The 15,435-nt window shown below is 61.0% G+C and carries 15 protein-coding genes; 11 read left to right on the forward strand and 4 right to left on the reverse strand.

Annotation, left to right across the window (positions count from 1 at the left end; translation table 11 throughout):
- On the reverse strand, positions 1-879 hold an 879-nt coding region (locus HU743_RS26670; RefSeq protein ID WP_186652331.1), incomplete at its 3' end, for a LysR family transcriptional regulator.
- Positions 880-1,164: 285 nt separating this feature from the next.
- Here HU743_RS26670 and HU743_RS26675 point away from each other — a divergent pair.
- From HU743_RS26675 to HU743_RS26685, 3 genes are read left to right on the forward strand one after another with little or no spacing between them, the layout of a single operon-like run.
- Positions 1,165-1,863 (forward strand): CoA transferase subunit A, encoded by a 699-nt coding sequence (locus HU743_RS26675; protein WP_186619305.1) that lies wholly within the window; start codon positions 1,165-1,167, stop codon positions 1,861-1,863.
- Between the two features lie 24 nt (positions 1,864-1,887).
- Positions 1,888-2,553 (forward strand): CoA transferase subunit B, encoded by a 666-nt coding sequence (locus HU743_RS26680; RefSeq protein WP_016774134.1) that lies wholly within the window; start codon positions 1,888-1,890, stop codon positions 2,551-2,553.
- An 11-nt stretch (positions 2,554-2,564) separates the two neighbouring features.
- Positions 2,565-3,746: an acetyl-CoA C-acetyltransferase gene (locus HU743_RS26685; RefSeq protein ID WP_186619304.1), complete on the forward strand. Its 1,182-nt coding sequence runs from the start codon at positions 2,565-2,567 to the stop codon at positions 3,744-3,746.
- A gap of 223 nt (positions 3,747-3,969) precedes the next feature.
- On the opposite strand, the gene cobF is transcribed toward HU743_RS26685, so the two are convergent.
- A complete protein-coding gene (gene cobF, locus HU743_RS26690) occupies positions 3,970-4,725 on the reverse strand; it encodes a precorrin-6A synthase (deacetylating) (RefSeq protein ID WP_186652315.1) in 756 nt (251 codons plus the stop codon).
- Positions 4,725-5,294 (reverse strand): histidine phosphatase family protein, encoded by a 570-nt coding sequence (locus HU743_RS26695; protein WP_186652316.1) that lies wholly within the window; start codon positions 5,292-5,294, stop codon positions 4,725-4,727. The genes cobF and HU743_RS26695 overlap by 1 nt, the downstream gene beginning before the upstream one ends.
- A gap of 322 nt (positions 5,295-5,616) precedes the next feature.
- On the opposite strand from HU743_RS26695, the gene HU743_RS26700 reads away from it, so the two are divergent.
- The 8 genes from HU743_RS26700 (at position 5,617) to HU743_RS26735 (ending at position 13,901) form a co-directional block, all read left to right on the forward strand.
- Positions 5,617-6,471 (forward strand): MurR/RpiR family transcriptional regulator, encoded by an 855-nt coding sequence (locus HU743_RS26700; RefSeq protein WP_186652318.1) that lies wholly within the window; start codon positions 5,617-5,619, stop codon positions 6,469-6,471.
- Positions 6,472-6,473: 2 nt separating this feature from the next.
- Positions 6,474-7,118: an isochorismatase family cysteine hydrolase gene (locus tag HU743_RS26705; RefSeq protein WP_186652320.1), complete on the forward strand. Its 645-nt coding sequence runs from the start codon at positions 6,474-6,476 to the stop codon at positions 7,116-7,118.
- Positions 7,115-8,446, forward strand: coding sequence for a glutamine synthetase (locus HU743_RS26710; protein ID WP_186652322.1), 1,332 nt, complete (start codon positions 7,115-7,117; stop codon positions 8,444-8,446). Before HU743_RS26705 ends, HU743_RS26710 begins: the two co-directional genes overlap by 4 nt.
- Positions 8,430-9,182: an N-formylglutamate amidohydrolase gene (locus HU743_RS26715; RefSeq protein ID WP_186652324.1), complete on the forward strand. Its 753-nt coding sequence runs from the start codon at positions 8,430-8,432 to the stop codon at positions 9,180-9,182. The genes HU743_RS26710 and HU743_RS26715 overlap by 17 nt, the downstream gene beginning before the upstream one ends.
- A 79-nt stretch (positions 9,183-9,261) precedes the next feature.
- Complete coding sequence (locus tag HU743_RS26720) at positions 9,262-10,611, forward strand: APC family permease (protein ID WP_186551656.1); 1,350 nt, start codon at positions 9,262-9,264, stop codon at positions 10,609-10,611.
- 119 nt (positions 10,612-10,730) lie between these two features.
- A complete protein-coding gene (locus tag HU743_RS26725; protein ID WP_186652326.1) occupies positions 10,731-11,747 on the forward strand; it encodes an arginine N-succinyltransferase in 1,017 nt (338 codons plus the stop codon).
- A 61-nt stretch (positions 11,748-11,808) separates the two neighbouring features.
- Positions 11,809-12,843 (forward strand): arginine N-succinyltransferase, encoded by a 1,035-nt coding sequence (astA, locus tag HU743_RS26730; protein WP_186652327.1) that lies wholly within the window; start codon positions 11,809-11,811, stop codon positions 12,841-12,843.
- Positions 12,844-13,031: 188 nt separating this feature from the next.
- A complete protein-coding gene (locus tag HU743_RS26735; protein WP_186619295.1) occupies positions 13,032-13,901 on the forward strand; it encodes an oxaloacetate decarboxylase in 870 nt (289 codons plus the stop codon).
- Between the two features lie 127 nt (positions 13,902-14,028).
- Here the strand turns inward: HU743_RS26735 and HU743_RS26740 are convergent, their stop codons facing one another.
- Positions 14,029-15,267 (reverse strand): M20/M25/M40 family metallo-hydrolase, encoded by a 1,239-nt coding sequence (locus HU743_RS26740; protein ID WP_186652329.1) that lies wholly within the window; start codon positions 15,265-15,267, stop codon positions 14,029-14,031.
- Between the last annotated feature and the right edge of the window lie 168 nt (positions 15,268-15,435).

Here is a 15,435-nt window from a genome sequence, read left to right on the forward strand (position 1 = left end):
GCTCAGGTTTTCCTGCTGGAGAATGTCGAATAATGCTTGCGCCGCTGCCGACAGTTCATTGCCCGGTTCGGTCAGCACACCGATGGCGCGTTCCACCGAATCCTTCAAGGTCAGGCAGTGCGCGCCCAGCTCCTCCATTTGCCCGGCACACAATGCCGGAACCGCACTGACGCCCAGGCCACTGGCGACCATTCTGCCGACGGTCGCCAATTGGTGGCTTTCGAATTCCACCGGCAATTTCATCCCCCGTGCCTGCAAATGCTCCTCCAGCATCACCCGCACCGTCGATGGTCGCTGCAAGGTAATAAATGGCTCTTGCAGCAACGTCTGCCAATCGATCTCGCCGCGCTGCGCCAACGGCGAATCCATCGGCACCACCGCCACGAAGCGATCCCGGTACAACGGTGTGAAGGTCATCGAGGTGTTTTGCATGGGTTCAAATGCCACGCCCAATTCAACCTGACGATCGCGAACCATTTCCAGCACTTGCTCGTTGATCACGTCGTTGACCGTGACGTTGACGTTGGGATAGCGCGCGCGAAACGTCTTCAGGATCGGCGGCAGCAAGTTGCCGGCAAACGACGGCATCGCCGCCAGCGTCACGCGCCCGCGTTGCAGGCTGAAGCGTTGACGCATTTCGTCTTCGGCGTTGTCCCAGTCGGCAATCAGCCGCCGCGCCAGTGGCAGCAAGGATTCGCCTTCTGCCGTCAGCGCCACGTTACGCGTGTTGCGGCTGAACAGACGCCCGCCCAGGCCTTCTTCCAGCGCCTTGATAGTCAGGCTCAACGCCGATTGAGATAAATGCAGACGCTCGCAGGCCACGGCGAAACTCAAGCTCTGGGCCACGGCGAGAAAGGCGCGGATCTGTTTGATGGTCATGGTCGCTTCGCTCCAGTTGTAAGCTGCAAGCGTCAAGCTGCACGCCTCGGTTACTGATCGTTTGATCGTTCCCACGCTCCGGCGTGGGAATGCAGCCCGTGATGCTCCGCGTCACTGGACGCGGAGCGTCCCAGAGGCATTCCCACGCGGAGCGTGGGAACGATCAGCGTTATTGAGTTTTATCAATCAATCAACCGTAAAAATCAACTTAACAAATATATTCCACAGAGAGACACTCCAACCATTCGGCTAGCCAGCCGCCCGCAAATAATAAAAGAGGTGCCTATGGCAGGTTTCGACAAGCGTGTGAGTTCCTACGAGGAAGCCCTGGCCGGGCTTGAGGATGGCATGACCGTCATCGCCGGCGGCTTCGGCTTGTGTGGCATTCCGGAAAACCTGATCGCCGAGATCAAGCGCAAGGGCACCCGCGACCTCACGGTGGTTTCCAACAACTGCGGCGTCGATGGCTTCGGTCTTGGCGTGCTGCTCACCGACCGTCAGATCAGCAAGGTCGTCGCCTCTTACGTTGGCGAAAACAAGCTGTTCGAAGAGCAACTGCTCAAGGGCGAAATCGAGGTTATCCTCACGCCGCAGGGCACCCTCGCCGAGAAGATGCGCGCGGGCGGCGCCGGCATTCCGGCGTTCTTCACCGCCACCGGGGTCGGCACCCCGGTCGCCGAAGGCAAGGAAGTGCGTGAATTCAACGGGCGCAGGTACCTGATGGAAGAATCCATCACCGGTGATTTCGCCATCGTCAAAGGCTGGAAAGCCGACCACTTCGGTAACGTCGTCTACCGCCACACCGCGCAGAACTTCAACCCACTGGCCGCCACCGCCGGCAGAATCACCGTGGTCGAAGTCGAAGAAATCGTCGAGCCCGGCGAGCTGGACCCGAGCCAGATCCACACCCCGGGCATTTACGTCGATCGGGTCATTTGCGGCACGTTCGAAAAACGCATCGAACAGCGCACCGTCCGCAAATAATTCAGGGCTACGGAGAATAACAACATGGCACTTACCCGCGAACAAATGGCTCAGCGCGTCGCCCGCGAAATGCAGGACGGCTACTACGTCAACCTCGGCATCGGCATTCCGACCCTGGTCGCCAACTATATTCCCGAAGGCATGGAAGTCATGCTGCAATCGGAAAATGGCCTGCTCGGCATGGGACCTTTTCCTACCGAAGAAACCATCGATGCCGACATGATCAACGCCGGCAAACAGACCGTGACGGCACGCATCGGTGCGTCGATCTTCAATTCCGCCGAATCCTTTGCGATGATCCGCGGCGGCCACGTTGACCTGACCGTGCTTGGCGCATTCGAAGTGGACGTCGAGGGCAACATCGCCTCGTGGATGATCCCCGGCAAACTGGTGAAAGGCATGGGCGGCGCGATGGATCTGGTGGCCGGTGCCGACAACATCATTGTCATCATGACCCATGCGTCGAAGGACGGTGAGTCCAAGCTGCTAGCCAAATGCAGCCTGCCATTGACCGGCGCCGGCTGCATCAAGCGTGTACTGACTGACCTCGCCTATCTGGAAATCGAAAATGGCGCTTTTGTCCTCAAGGAACGCGCACCTGGCGTCAGCGTCGAGGAAATCGTCGCCAAAACCGCTGGTAAACTGATCGTCCCGGATCACGTACCGGAAATGCAGTTCGCTGCCCAGTGAGGAATTTGAAAATGCAAGACGTCGTCATTGTTGCCGCCACGCGTACCGCGATCGGCAGTTTCCAGGGTGCCCTGGCCAATGTGTCAGCGGTGGATCTGGGCGCGGCGGTGATCCGCCAGTTGCTTGAACAGACCGGTCTGGACGGTGCGCAGGTCGATGAGGTGATCATGGGCCAGGTGTTGACCGCCGGTGCCGGCCAGAACCCGGCGCGTCAGGCCGCAATCAGGGCCGGTCTGCCCCACGCCGTACCGGCCATGACCCTGAACAAGGTCTGCGGCTCGGGCCTCAAGGCTTTGCACCTCGGCGCACAAGCGATCCGCTGCGGCGACGCTGAGGTGATCATCGCTGGCGGTCAGGAGAACATGAGCCTGTCCAACTACATCATGCCGGGCGCACGCACCGGTCTGCGCATGGGCCACGCACAAATCGTCGACACGATGATCAGCGATGGCCTGTGGGACGCCTTCAACGATTACCACATGGGCATCACCGCCGAAAATCTGGTCGACAAATATGAGATCAGCCGCGAGCAACAGGACGCGTTTGCTGCCGCGTCTCAGCAAAAAGCGGCTGCCGCGATTGAGGCTGGTCGCTTCGTTGATGAAATCACCCCGATTCTGATCCCGCAGCGCAAGGGCGATCCTGTCGCCTTCAAGGTTGACGAACAGCCACGCGGCGATACCACCGCCGAGTCCCTGGCGAAACTGCGCCCGGCCTTCAAAAAGGACGGCAGCGTCACCGCCGGCAACGCTTCGTCGTTGAACGACGGCGCCGCCGCCGTGATTCTGATGAGCGCCGAAAAAGCCAAAGCCCTGGGCCTGCCCGTGCTGGCGACCATCGCCGCTTACGCCAATGCGGGTGTTGACCCGGCGATCATGGGCATCGGCCCGGTTTCGGCGACGCGCCGTTGCCTGGACAAGGCCGGCTGGACCCTTGACCAACTCGACCTGATCGAAGCCAACGAAGCATTCGCCGCACAATCGCTGGCGGTGGCCCAGGATCTGCAATGGGACCTGGACAAGGTCAACGTCAACGGCGGCGCCATCGCCCTCGGCCACCCGATCGGCGCCTCGGGCTGCCGCGTACTGGTCACGCTGTTGCATGAAATGATCAAGCGCGATGCCAAAAAAGGTCTGGCGACCCTGTGCATCGGTGGCGGCCAAGGTGTGGCGCTGGCGCTGGAACGCGCCTGATACAGCGTTAAAGGCCAATCGCGGATCCACGACATCGGCGGTGGGCTGGCAACAAAAAACCCGGTGCGACTGGCGTTGCACCGGGTTTCTTTTTGCTGTTCAGAATCCGTGGTGAATGTGCCGCCGTCATCGCGAACAGGCTCACTCCTAGATTTGAATTGTGAACCCAATCAATTGTAGGAGTGAGCCTGCTCGCGATAGCGCCGGCACGTCTACTGACCATTCAGGGCTTACGCAGCAAATAGGTATCCATGATCCACCCATGCTGCGCCCGCGCCGCCTTGCGCAGCCGTTCAATCTCGTCCGCGACATCCGCCAGCCGGCCGCTGAGCAGAATTTCGTCCGGCGTGCCCAGGTAAGCCCCCCAAAAAATCTCCGTCTGCCGATCCGCCACCCGCTGATACGCGTTCTCGGCGTCAAGCATCACCACCAGACTGTCCGCCTCACTCGCCTGCCCCGCCGCCAGGCGACGTCCCGTGGTGATTTCCACCGAGCGCCCGATCGCGTTCAGCGGCACTTTGTGTTGCGCCGCCAATGCCTGAACGCTGGTGATGCCAGGAATGACCTCGAAATCAAAGACACACGTCCCGGCAGCCAGGATCGCCTGGAGGATGCGCACCGTGCTGTCGTATAACGCCGGGTCGCCCCACACCAGAAAACCGCCGCACTGACCGTCGGCCAATTCGTCATTGATCAGGCGCTCGAAGGTCTGCTGCCGGGCGCGGTTCAGCTCATCGACGCTTGTGGCGTAGTCGACATCGCCACGCTCGCGTTCCAGGCTGTGCGCTTCGACGAAGCGGTACGTGGGCTGCGTGATGTAGCGCTCGCAGATCTCGCGGCGCAAATCGATCAGCTTGTGCTTGCGCTGGCCTTTATCCATCAGAAAGAACACATCGACCCGATTCAGCGCTTTCACTGCCTGCATTGTGATGTAGTCCGGATTCCCGGCACCGATACCGATCACCAGCAAACGTTTCATCAGCGTGCTCCTTGGAGGTCAGCCCCAGGCAAACGTAACCGCCAGAGGCCGTTGAACTGCAACTCGATAGTCGACAGCGGTTCGACATCAATCGCATTGAACGCCGCGCCCTGCATCACGTGTAGCAAAGCCGCACGCATCACGTAAGGATGGGTCACAGCAACCACATGCCCCGGATTGAGCTGAACTTCACACAACCAATTCGCGACCCGCGCACGCAACTGCGCCACTGACTCGCCGCCATGAGGGGCGGTCTCCGGATCGCCCAGCCAGCGCTGCAACGCATCGGCCTCGCTCGCCTGCAGGTCCTTGATCGCTCGGCCCTGCCAGCGCCCCCAATCGCAATCGCGCAACGCTGGCTCCACTTGAGCATCCGCACCGAACCACGCGGCAGTCTGCCGGGTACGCAGTTCCGGACCGCAGATCAGCCGGCGTGCGGCGCTGAAACGTGTAGGAAAAAGGTCGGACGCCTGACACGAGTTTTCAACAGGCTCATCAGTAGGAAATATCGCCAATTTTTGTGCGACGGTTCGCGCATGGCAGATCAATGTCAAACGGCTGCTTTGCACATGCTTTCACTCGGTTGAAGGTTATTGAAAATCAAGGACGTACTGCCGTTTTTGGTGTAGACTGACGGAAACAGGGGGCCTCATGGTTATGCACTGTAGCGCTGGCAAGCGCAAAGACGGCAATTTCGCACACCGTTATAGGCGATGGACTACAAGGTAGATCGACTTACGTGTAGCCCTTTTGATACGGGCTGTTTGCCCTGTTTCGGGGCCGCTTAAACAGCTACAAAAATTCACTAGACATGTAGCCACAGTTACATAAATACTCTTTTAACGGATTGTGAAGCGAATTCAACAACCCCCTCATCCAGCAGGAGCCCGGATGCCCCCTCTTAGAGATCTGATCACCAACCCCGGCCTGGATCTTACGCCGTCGGAGCGCAAAGTCGTTCGCGCGCTGCTTGATCAGTATCCACGCAATGGCCTTGGCCCGATGGCGCGACTGGCCGAACACGCCGGCGTCAGTGACCCGACCATCGTCCGGCTGGTAAAAAAGCTCGGTTTCAGCGGCTATGCCGAATTTCAGGATGCCTTGCTCAGCGACATGGACCATCGCCTGCGTTCGCCACGCACGCTGTTACAACCGCGCGCCCAGCACAATAAAGACGACGTATGGGGCCATTATCTGGGCGAGAGCCATCGCTTGCTGGTAGACACCCAATCGCTGACCCAGCCGGAAGACGTGCGCATCCTCACCGAATGGCTGCTCGACACCCGGCATCAGGTGTATTGCTTTGGCGGTCGCTTCAGCAGCCTGATGGCCACCTACCTGCTCAACCATCTGCGCCTGCTGCGTCCGGGCTGTTTTGCTTTGGAAGACAACGCACTGCTGCCTGACCGGCTGTTCGATCTGCAACGTCAGGACGTGGTCCTGGTGTTCGACTATCGCCGCTATCAGACCCAGGCCCTGCGCGTGGCCGCGGCGGCAAAAAACCACAGCGCCCGGGTGGTGCTGTTCACCGACATCTATGCCTCGCCACTGCGTGAAATGGCCGACCTGATCATCAGCGCACCGGTGGAATCGGCGTCGCCCTTCGACACCATGGTGCCGGCGCTGGCGCAGGTCGAGGCGCTGATTGCCTGCCTGACCCAGCGCGGCTCGGATCTGGCCGATCGCCTGGAAGGCATCGACGCCCTGCGCAACGACTTCGCCACCCACCTGCTGGAGGATAAATAAGGATGTTCAGCCTTCCCCACCGCTCGCCGCGGGATCTGCCGTTTGTCACCGACCACACGGCATTGCTCCTGGTTGACATGCAGCGTGCCTGGCTCGAACCGCAGTTCGATCCCCACCTCAATGACCCGGACGCGGCGTATTTCCTTGAGCGTGCCCGTGGGCAGGTCATACCCAATCAGCAGCGCTTGCTCGGGGCTTTTCGTCAAGCCCGGCAAAACGTCCTGCATACCTTGATCGAAAGCCTGACCGCCGATGGCCGCGACCGCTCGCTGGACCACAAGCTGTCGGACATGCACCTGCCCAAGGGCAGCCCGCAGGCACAGGTAATCGCCGAGCTGACTCCGCTGGAAAATGAAGTCGTTTTGCCGAAGACCTCCTCCGGCGTGTTCAACTCGACCGCCATCGACTACGTGCTGCGCAACCTCGAAACCCGCCACCTGATCATCGCCGGCATCGTCACCGACCAGTGCGTCGACATGGCCGTGCGCGACGCCGCCGACCGTGGCTATCTGGTGACGCTGGTCGAAGACGCCTGCGCCACCTGCAGCGCCGAACGCCATCACGCCTGCCTGAATGCAATCAAGGGTTACTGCTGGATCACCGACACCGCCACTGTGCTCGGCCGTCTCCAGGAGATGCAGCCATGAGCGCTCGCCTGACGCCGCTGCCGATGACGACCCTGGTGACCACCGACCTGATCGGCATCACCCGGGGTCGCTCGTTTCCCACCGATGAGCTGGAGCATTATGAAGTGGCCGGTTGCGGCTGGGTGCCGGCCAACAGCGCGTTGACCCCGCAAGACATCATTGCCTCAACCAACCCGTGGGGCGCGTATGGCGACTTGCGCCTGATTCCCGACCTGAGCAGCCGCGTCACCGTCGGCACTGGCCCGGACGCCGACGCGCCGGCGCTGGACTTCATTCACGGTGACATTCGCGAGACCGATGGCCGACCGTGGGGCGCCTGCCCGCGCACGTTGCTGCGCGATGAAATCGAGCGTTATCGCGAGACGCTGGGCTTGCAGGTCAATGCTGCCTTCGAACACGAATTCAACCTGCACGCGGGCGTTGCCGAACATTCGGCATTTTCCCTGGAAGCGCAACGTCAGGGCGCCGAATTCGGCGGCTGGCTGCTCAGCGCTTTACGCGCCGGCGGAGTCGAGCCGGAAATGTTCCTGCCTGAATACGGCAAGCATCAATACGAAATCACCTGCCGGCCGACGCTCGGCGTGGCCGCGGCAGACCGCGCGGTGAACGTGCGCGAGATCAGCCGCGAGATCGCCCGGCAGATGGGCCTGGCGCTGAGTTTCGCGCCGAAGACCGCCGCCAATGCCGTGTGCAACGGCGTGCATCTGCACATCAGTCTGCTCGACCTCGCCGGCCAGCCGGTGCTGTACGACGCCGGCACCATCAATAGCCTGTCGCAGATTGGCCAACACTGGGCCGCTGGCGTCTTGCACTATTTGCCGGCCTTGTGTGCGTTCACTGCACCGACGCCGGTGTCGTACGAGCGCTTGCAGCCGCATCACTGGAGCGCGTCCTACGCCTGCCTGGGGCAACAGAACCGCGAAGCGGCGCTGCGCATCTGCCCGACGGTGAGTCTGGGCGGCAAGTCCGTGGCCCGGCAATTCAATCTGGAGTTCCGCGCCATGGACGCCACCGCCTCGCCACACCTGGCCATGGCCGCACTGCTGATCGCCGGCCGCCTGGGCATCGAGCAACGACTGGCGCTGAACGCAATCACCGACGAGATTCCCGATTCACTCAACGACGAGCAACGCAAGGCCCGGGGCATTGTTGCCCTGCCCGCCTCGCTGGCGCAGGCGCTGGATTGCCTGCGCGACAGCGGCGCCTTCAACGAATGGCTGCCCAAGCCGTTGCTCGACACGTACCACGCCCTTAAAACCGAGGAACTGGCGCTGACGGAACAGCTCTCGCCCGCTGACTTGTGTGAGCACTATGCACGCCTGTACTGAATCCGCCGAACTGGGGTTATACACCCGACCGGTCTATAACCTTAGTCGCGAGCAGTCGACGACGCCGTTGATTCTCGTGTGCGAGCACGCCAGTCGCTATATCCCCCAGGCCCTGAACAATCTGGGCCTGGACGATGTCGCGGCGGCTGAACACATCGCCTGGGACATTGGCGCCCTCGAACTGGCCGAGCAACTGTCGCAGCAACTGAATGCCACGCTGTTGAGCGCCAACTACTCGCGACTGCTTATCGACCTCAACCGCCCACGCCACGCGCCCGACAGTATTCCGACGCAGAGCGAGATCTATCAGATTCCGGGCAACCGCGAGCTTGACGAAGCCACCCGCGAGTACCGCCGGCAGAAGTTGTTCAAGCCGTTTCATGCGCGCTTGCAGACGCTGATCGACGAGCGCATCGCCCAAGGGCAACCGGTGCGGGTCGTAGGGATTCACAGTTTCACCCCGGTGTATTACGGCCAGCCGCGACCGCTGGAAATCGGCGTGTTGTTTGGCCAGGCGCAGGCCTACGCCCAACGCGTACTCGACGGTCTCGACAAACACTCGCTGAAAGTGGCGGGCAACCAGCCGTACCGGATCGACCCGCTGGGCGATATGACAGTGCCGGTTCACGGGGATGCCCGGGGCCTGGACTCGGTGCTGATCGAGGTGCGCAACGATCTGCTGCGCAACCGCGAAGACGTGTCGCGCTGGGCCGATTACCTCGCACCACTGTTGTAGGAAAACTCTGCTGACGCTGTAAATGATCGACCGCCATAACAACTGAAACGACCGATTGCCAGACAAGGAGTTGCGCTTCATGGAAATTGAAGAATTCGGCTACAAACAAGAGTTGAAACGGAGTCTGACCCTAACCGATCTGGTGGTTTACGGGATGATCTTCATGATTCCCATCGCCCCGTTCGGTGTGTATGGCTACGTCAACGCCGAAGCGCCGGGCATGGTGCCGCTGGCGTACATCATCGGCATGGTGGCAATGCTGTTCACGGCGCTGAGCTACGGCAGCATGGCCCGCGCTTTTCCGATTGCAGGCTCGGTGTATTCCTACGCGCAGCGCGGCCTGAATCAACACGTCGGTTTCATCGCCGGCTGGCTGATGCTGCTCGATTACCTGCTGATTCCGCCGCTGCTGTATGTGTATGCGGCGATGGCCCTGAACCATCTGTATCCGGACATTCCCAAGGTCGGCTTCATTCTGGCGTTCCTGGTCAGCGCGACGTTCGTCAACCTGCGCGGCATCACCTTCACAGCGCGGATGAACATTGTCTTTCTGCTCGCGCAGTTGGTGGTCCTCGGCATTTTTCTGTTCTACGCCTGGAATGCCCTGCACAGCGGCGGCGGCAATGGTGAGTTGACGCTGGCGCCGCTGTATCACCCGGAAACCTTCAACTTCGCCCTGCTGATGCAAGCGGTGTCGATTGCGGTGCTGTCGTTCCTGGGCTTCGATGCGATTTCCACGCTTGCCGAGGAAATCAAGGGCGACCCGGGCAAGAGCGTCGGCAAAGCGGCGTTGATCACGCTATTGGTCATGGGGGTGATTTTTGTGGCGCAAACCTGGATCGCCACCGACCTGGCGGCCGGCATGGGCTTCAAGTCCGCCGACACCGCGTTCTATGAAATCGCCGAAATCGCCGCCGGCAGTTGGCTGGCCACGCTGACCGCGGTGGCAACCGCTCTGGCCTGGGGCGTCGCCGTGGCAATCACGTCGCAGGCTGCGGTGTCGCGCCTGCTGTTTGGCATGGCCCGCGACGGCAAGCTGCCAAAAGTGCTCGCCAGGGTTCATCCGAAACACAACACACCGTACCTGAGCATCTATCTGGTGGCGGTGCTGTCGCTGGTGATCTGCTATCTGTTCATCAACTCGGTCGACACCCTCACCTCGTTGGTCAACTTCGGCGCGCTCAGCGGTTTCATGCTGCTGCATCTGACGGTCATCAACTACTACTGGCGTCGGCAGAAGTCCGGTCGGGTGGTACGCCATCTGCTCTGCCCGGCGATCGGCTTCAGCATCGTTGCGGCCATCATGTACAACATGGGCGTCGATGCCCAGAAACTCGGGCTGATCTGGATTGCGTTGGGTCTGGTGTATCTGTTTTTCCTCAACAAGCTTGGCGCCAGTACGGCGCTGCCTGACCCGAGCAACGGCTGACAAGAAAAAGAGCGGCGTCTGACAACAAATCAGGCGACCGCCGATTTATCGCGTGGACACCGACAGTGATAGTCAGGCTTGGCGAACGCGCCAAGCCTTTTGATACAGGAGTTACATCCATGCTGGTCTTACGCCCGGTCGAGCAGAGCGACCTGCCCCAGCTACAGCAACTGGCCCGCGACAGTCTGGTCGGTGTGACCTCGCTGCCTGACGACCGCGAACGCCTGCGCGACAAGATTGCCGCCTCCTGCGCTTCGTTCGACAGCGAAGCGGCAGCGCAGGGCCCGGAGAACTATTTTTTCGTCCTGCAAGACCTCGACAGCCAACAACTGCTCGGCTGCTCGGAGATCCTCGCCACCGCCGGTTTCAACGAGCCGTTCTACAGCCTGCGCAACCGTCACTTCACCAGTGCCTCGCGGGAGCTGAACATCGAACACGGGGTGCCGGCATTGTCGTTGTGCCATGACCTCAGCGGCCACACCTTGCTGCGCGGTTTCCACATCGATGCGAAGCTGGTGCGCACAGCATTTTCCGAGCTGCTGTCGCGGGCGCGCCTGCTGTTCATCGCCGCACACGCGCCACGTTTTGCCGAGACGGTGATTACCGAAATCGTCGGTTACAGCGACGCAGACGGCCATTCACCGTTCTGGGATGCACTGGGCAAACATTTCTTCGACTTGCCCTACCTCGAAGCCGAACGCCTGTGCGGATTGCAGAGCCGGACATTCCTCGCCGAACTGATGCCGCAATACCCGATCTACGTGCCGATGTTGCCGCAAGCGGCGCAGGACTGTATTGGCAAGATTCACCCGGACGGCCAGGAAGCCTTCGACATCCTGGCGCGGGAGGGTTTTGAGACCAACAGCTACATCGACCTGTTCGACGCAGGCCCGACGCTGTATGCGCGCACGGCGAACATCCGCTCGATCGCACGCAGCCAAACTGTCGCGGTGCAACAACAGCCACGCATCGATGCGCGCGGGCGTTACCTGCTGAGCAACGATGCACTGCACGGTTTTCGAGCCGTTGTGGCCGAACTCGATTATCAACCTGATCAACCGCTGAGCCTCACCCCCGCCCTCTGTGCGGCGCTGAACGTGACCGAGGGCAGCCCGATCCGGCTGATTGCCCTGTGAACCGCGCCCGGTTCCGAACCCCACGACAGCGCCCCGCCAGGCGCGCAAAAGGAGTTACAGCATGATTGTCCGTCCGGTCAAAGTCAGCGACCTGCCCGCCTTGATGACCCTGGTGCAGCAGGCGGGCCCGGGGTTCACGACCCTGCCGGCCAACGAAGACCGCCTCGCTCACCGGGTGCGCTGGGCACAGCGCGCGTTCGCCGAACAGGTGGAGCGCGCCGACGCCGATTATCTGTTTGTGCTCGAAGACGACGAATCGCGCGTGGTCGGCGTCAGCGCGATGGCCGGTGCCATTGGCCTGCGCGAGCCCTGGTACAACTACCGGCTCGGCGTGACCGTCAGTTCAGCGCCGGACCTGGGCATTCAAAGGCAAATTCCGACGTTATTTCTCAATAACGAGCTGACCGGCCAATCGGAGCTGTGCTCGCTGTTCCTGCGCCATGACCAGCGCGTCGGCAGTAACGGCCGCCTGCTATCGCTAGGCCGCCTGCTGTTCGTCGCCGAGTTTCCTCACCTGTTTGGCGAAAAGATGATTGCCGAACTGCGCGGCAATGCCGACGAGCAAGGCTGTTCGCCGTTCTGGGACAGCCTGGGCCGGCACTTCTTCCAGATGGACTTCAGCCATGCCGACCACTTGTCGGGATTGGGCAACAAAGCCTTTATTGCCGAACTGATGCCGCGCCAGCCGCTGTACGCCTGCCTGCTCACCGAGGCGGCTCAGGCGGCTATCGGCCAGACGCATCCGAACACCGAACCTGCGCTGAAAATCCTTCAGGCAGAGGGTTTCGCCCACAAAGGCTATATCGATATTTTTGACGGTGGCCCGGTGATCGAAGCGCCGGTGCGCAATATCCGCACCGTGCGCGACAGCCTTGAACTGACCCTGAGCCTCGGCAGCCCGGACGACCTGGCGCCGTTGTGGCTGATCCACAACCGCCGTCTGGAGAACTGCCGAATCACCGTGGCCCGCGCCCGACGAGTCGGCGACAGCCTGGCGATCGACCGCCTCACCGCCAAACGCTTGCAGTTGCAACCGGGCAATTCGGTGCGGGCGGTGCTGCTGCCCCATCAGCAACAGCAGGCCGCCGCTGCCTGATACGCCGCTCCCCGTGGCGAGGAACTTGCTCGCGTTCGAAGATGAATCCTTTCAGCTCGGGACTGCCATAAACGGCTCCCCGACAAATTCGTCATGATTATTGACCCATCCGCGTGATAGCCTTTTCACTCTTCGGCGTTGACACCTTTGCTCAAGCCTTTCCATTCCTTTGTATTGGTGGAACTCGTATGACCAGGCTTTCTCATCAAGATTTGCGCCGTAATTTTCGTCAGTTGCTGGCCTCCGACACCTGCTACCACACGGCCTCGGTGTTTGATCCTATGTCGGCGCGCATCGCGGCCGACCTCGGTTTTGAAGTGGGGATTCTCGGTGGATCGGTGGCTTCGTTGCAGGTGCTGGGTGCACCGGACTTTGCCCTGATCACCCTCAGCGAGTTCGCCGAACAGGCCACACGCATCGGCCGCGTCGCCCAGTTGCCGGTGATCGCCGACGCCGACCACGGTTACGGCAACGCCCTCAACGTGATGCGCACCATTGTCGAACTGGAACGCGCCGGCATTGCCGCCCTGACCATCGAAGACACCCTGCTGCCTGCGCAATTTGGCCGCAAATCCACTGACCTGATCACCGTCGCCGAAGGCGTCGGCAAGATCCGCGCGGCACTGGAAGCGCGGGTCGACACGGAAATGGCGATCATCGCCCGCACCAACGCCGGCATTCTGCCGATCCAGGAAATCATCAGCCGCACCCGCCAATATCAAGCCGCGGGCGCCGATGGCATCTGCATGGTCGGCGTGCAGGATTTCGATCAACTGGAACAAATCGCCGAACACCTGACAGTGCCGCTGATGCTGGTGACTTACGGCAACCCGGCGCTGCGCGACGACAAGCGCCTGGCCGAACTTGGCGTGCGCGTAACCATCGACGGGCATGGCGCCTATTTTGCGGCGATCAAGGCAACCTACGACAGCCTGCGCGAACAGCGGCAGATCTTCACCCAGGCCTCCGACCTGAGCGCCACCGAGTTGACGCACACTTATACCCAGCCGGAGGAATACATTCTCTGGGCCAAGGAATACATGAGCGTCAAGGAGTGATGTGAACGCCCTACCGGCGCCTTCGCGAGCAGGCTCGCTCCCACCGTTGAAATGCGGTCTCCTGTGGGAGCGAGCCTGCTCGCGAAGACGTCAACCGCTATAGCGCTAAACAGGAACGATCACCCCCTCACCGCGCCTTCGCCAACTCCATGATCATCCGCGACAATAAATAAATCCTTGGCGCCACGCTCGCCACCTCGGCATATTCCTCCGGCGTGTGAATATTGCCGCCGACAATCCCGAAGCCATCCAGCGTTGGCGTGCCCACCCCAGCCGACAGACTGGCATCCGCGGCGCCACCACTGCCCTCCTCGGTCAGTTTGCGGCCAATCTCGCCGTAAATTCCCTGGGCCATGGCCATCAAGCGATCCGATTCAGCCGTCTGCGGCATCGGCGGCAAACCGCGCTGCAACGACGTTTTCACTTGCGTCTCGGCAATCAATTTGTCCTGCGAGACCCGCGCCAGGTCTTTTTCGATGCGGTCGAATTCCTCTGGCACGGCGGCGCGCACGTCAGCCTTGGCCGTGGCCTGATCAGGAATCACGTTAGTGCGATCACCCGCCTTGAGCACGGTGAAGTTGATGGTGGTTTTCTTCGCTTCATCACCCAGTTTGCCCAGTTGCAGAATCTGGTGCGCGGCTTCCATGGCGGCGTTACGCCCCAGCTCCGGTGCGACACCGGCGTGCGCCGCTTTGCCCTTGACCTCGACCAGTGCCGTCGCGCTGCCCTTGCGCCAGACCACCAGGCCATCGGCCGGGCGACCCGGTTCGAGGTTGAGGGTCACGTCGTGCTGTTTGGCGGTTTTCTTGATCAGGTCGGTGGCGACGTCCGAGCCGGTTTCTTCGCTGGCGTCGAGCAGAAAGGTGATCTGCGCGTAGTCCTTGAAGTCGAGATTCTTCAGCACTTTCAGCGCGTAGATGCCAGCGACGATGCCGCCCTTGTCGTCCATCACCCCCGGCCCATAGGCACGGCCATCCTTGATGTGGAATGGCCGTTCGGCGGCGGAGCCTTCCTTGAACACCGTGTCCATGTGCGCCATCAGCAGGATTTTTGCCTTGCCGGTGCCCTTAAGCGTGGCGAGTACATGGTTGGACTTTTCCGGGGTGTTGGGCACCAATTCGATGGTGGCGCCAAGTTTTTTCAGCTCATCGATAGCGATCTCGCTGACTTGCGTGAGACCGGGTTCATAACCGGAACCGGAATCGATATTGACCAGGCGCTCCAGCAGTTTCAGCGCTTCAGGCTGGTATTGCTCGGCGTCGGCGAGCACCCTTTTGTGTGGTTCGGCGCAAGCGTTGGCTGCCGAGAATGCGAGGGACAGGCCAAGACTGGCGGCCAGCAGCGAGCGGGGAAATGAGAACGTCATGAAGCAGTCCTTGTTTCGTGTCGGAGGGATTCAACCGTAACCGACATTGGCGCAAGGCTCTATAGCGGATGCGACACGCTCAAGACCGACACCGAACAAAACTGTAGGAGTGAGCCTGCTCGCGATAGCAATCTGTCAGAGATTTAAATGCTAACTGACACAACGCTA

It is taken from the genome of Pseudomonas sp. SWRI99, from assembly GCF_014270125.1.
Lineage (GTDB): Bacteria > Pseudomonadota > Gammaproteobacteria > Pseudomonadales > Pseudomonadaceae > Aquipseudomonas > Aquipseudomonas hamedanensis.

What these genes read in the sequence shown, in the direction of transcription:
- HU743_RS26675 (WP_186619305.1), top strand. Translation starts at nt 1,165, where the DNA reads ATGGCAGGTTTCGACAAGCGTGTGAGTTCCTACGAGGAAGCCCTGGCC.
- HU743_RS26680 (WP_016774134.1), top strand. Translation starts at nt 1,888, where the DNA reads ATGGCACTTACCCGCGAACAAATGGCTCAGCGCGTCGCCCGCGAAATG.
- HU743_RS26685 (WP_186619304.1), top strand. Translation starts at nt 2,565, where the DNA reads ATGCAAGACGTCGTCATTGTTGCCGCCACGCGTACCGCGATCGGCAGT.
- cobF (WP_186652315.1), bottom strand. Translation starts at nt 4,725, where the DNA reads ATGAAACGTTTGCTGGTGATCGGTATCGGTGCCGGGAATCCGGACTAC.
- HU743_RS26700 (WP_186652318.1), top strand. Translation starts at nt 5,617, where the DNA reads ATGCCCCCTCTTAGAGATCTGATCACCAACCCCGGCCTGGATCTTACG.
- HU743_RS26705 (WP_186652320.1), top strand. Translation starts at nt 6,474, where the DNA reads ATGTTCAGCCTTCCCCACCGCTCGCCGCGGGATCTGCCGTTTGTCACC.
- HU743_RS26710 (WP_186652322.1), top strand. Translation starts at nt 7,115, where the DNA reads ATGAGCGCTCGCCTGACGCCGCTGCCGATGACGACCCTGGTGACCACC.
- HU743_RS26715 (WP_186652324.1), top strand. Translation starts at nt 8,430, where the DNA reads ATGCACGCCTGTACTGAATCCGCCGAACTGGGGTTATACACCCGACCG.
- HU743_RS26720 (WP_186551656.1), top strand. Translation starts at nt 9,262, where the DNA reads ATGGAAATTGAAGAATTCGGCTACAAACAAGAGTTGAAACGGAGTCTG.
- HU743_RS26725 (WP_186652326.1), top strand. Translation starts at nt 10,731, where the DNA reads ATGCTGGTCTTACGCCCGGTCGAGCAGAGCGACCTGCCCCAGCTACAG.
- astA (WP_186652327.1), top strand. Translation starts at nt 11,809, where the DNA reads ATGATTGTCCGTCCGGTCAAAGTCAGCGACCTGCCCGCCTTGATGACC.
- HU743_RS26735 (WP_186619295.1), top strand. Translation starts at nt 13,032, where the DNA reads ATGACCAGGCTTTCTCATCAAGATTTGCGCCGTAATTTTCGTCAGTTG.
- HU743_RS26740 (WP_186652329.1), bottom strand. Translation starts at nt 15,267, where the DNA reads ATGACGTTCTCATTTCCCCGCTCGCTGCTGGCCGCCAGTCTTGGCCTG.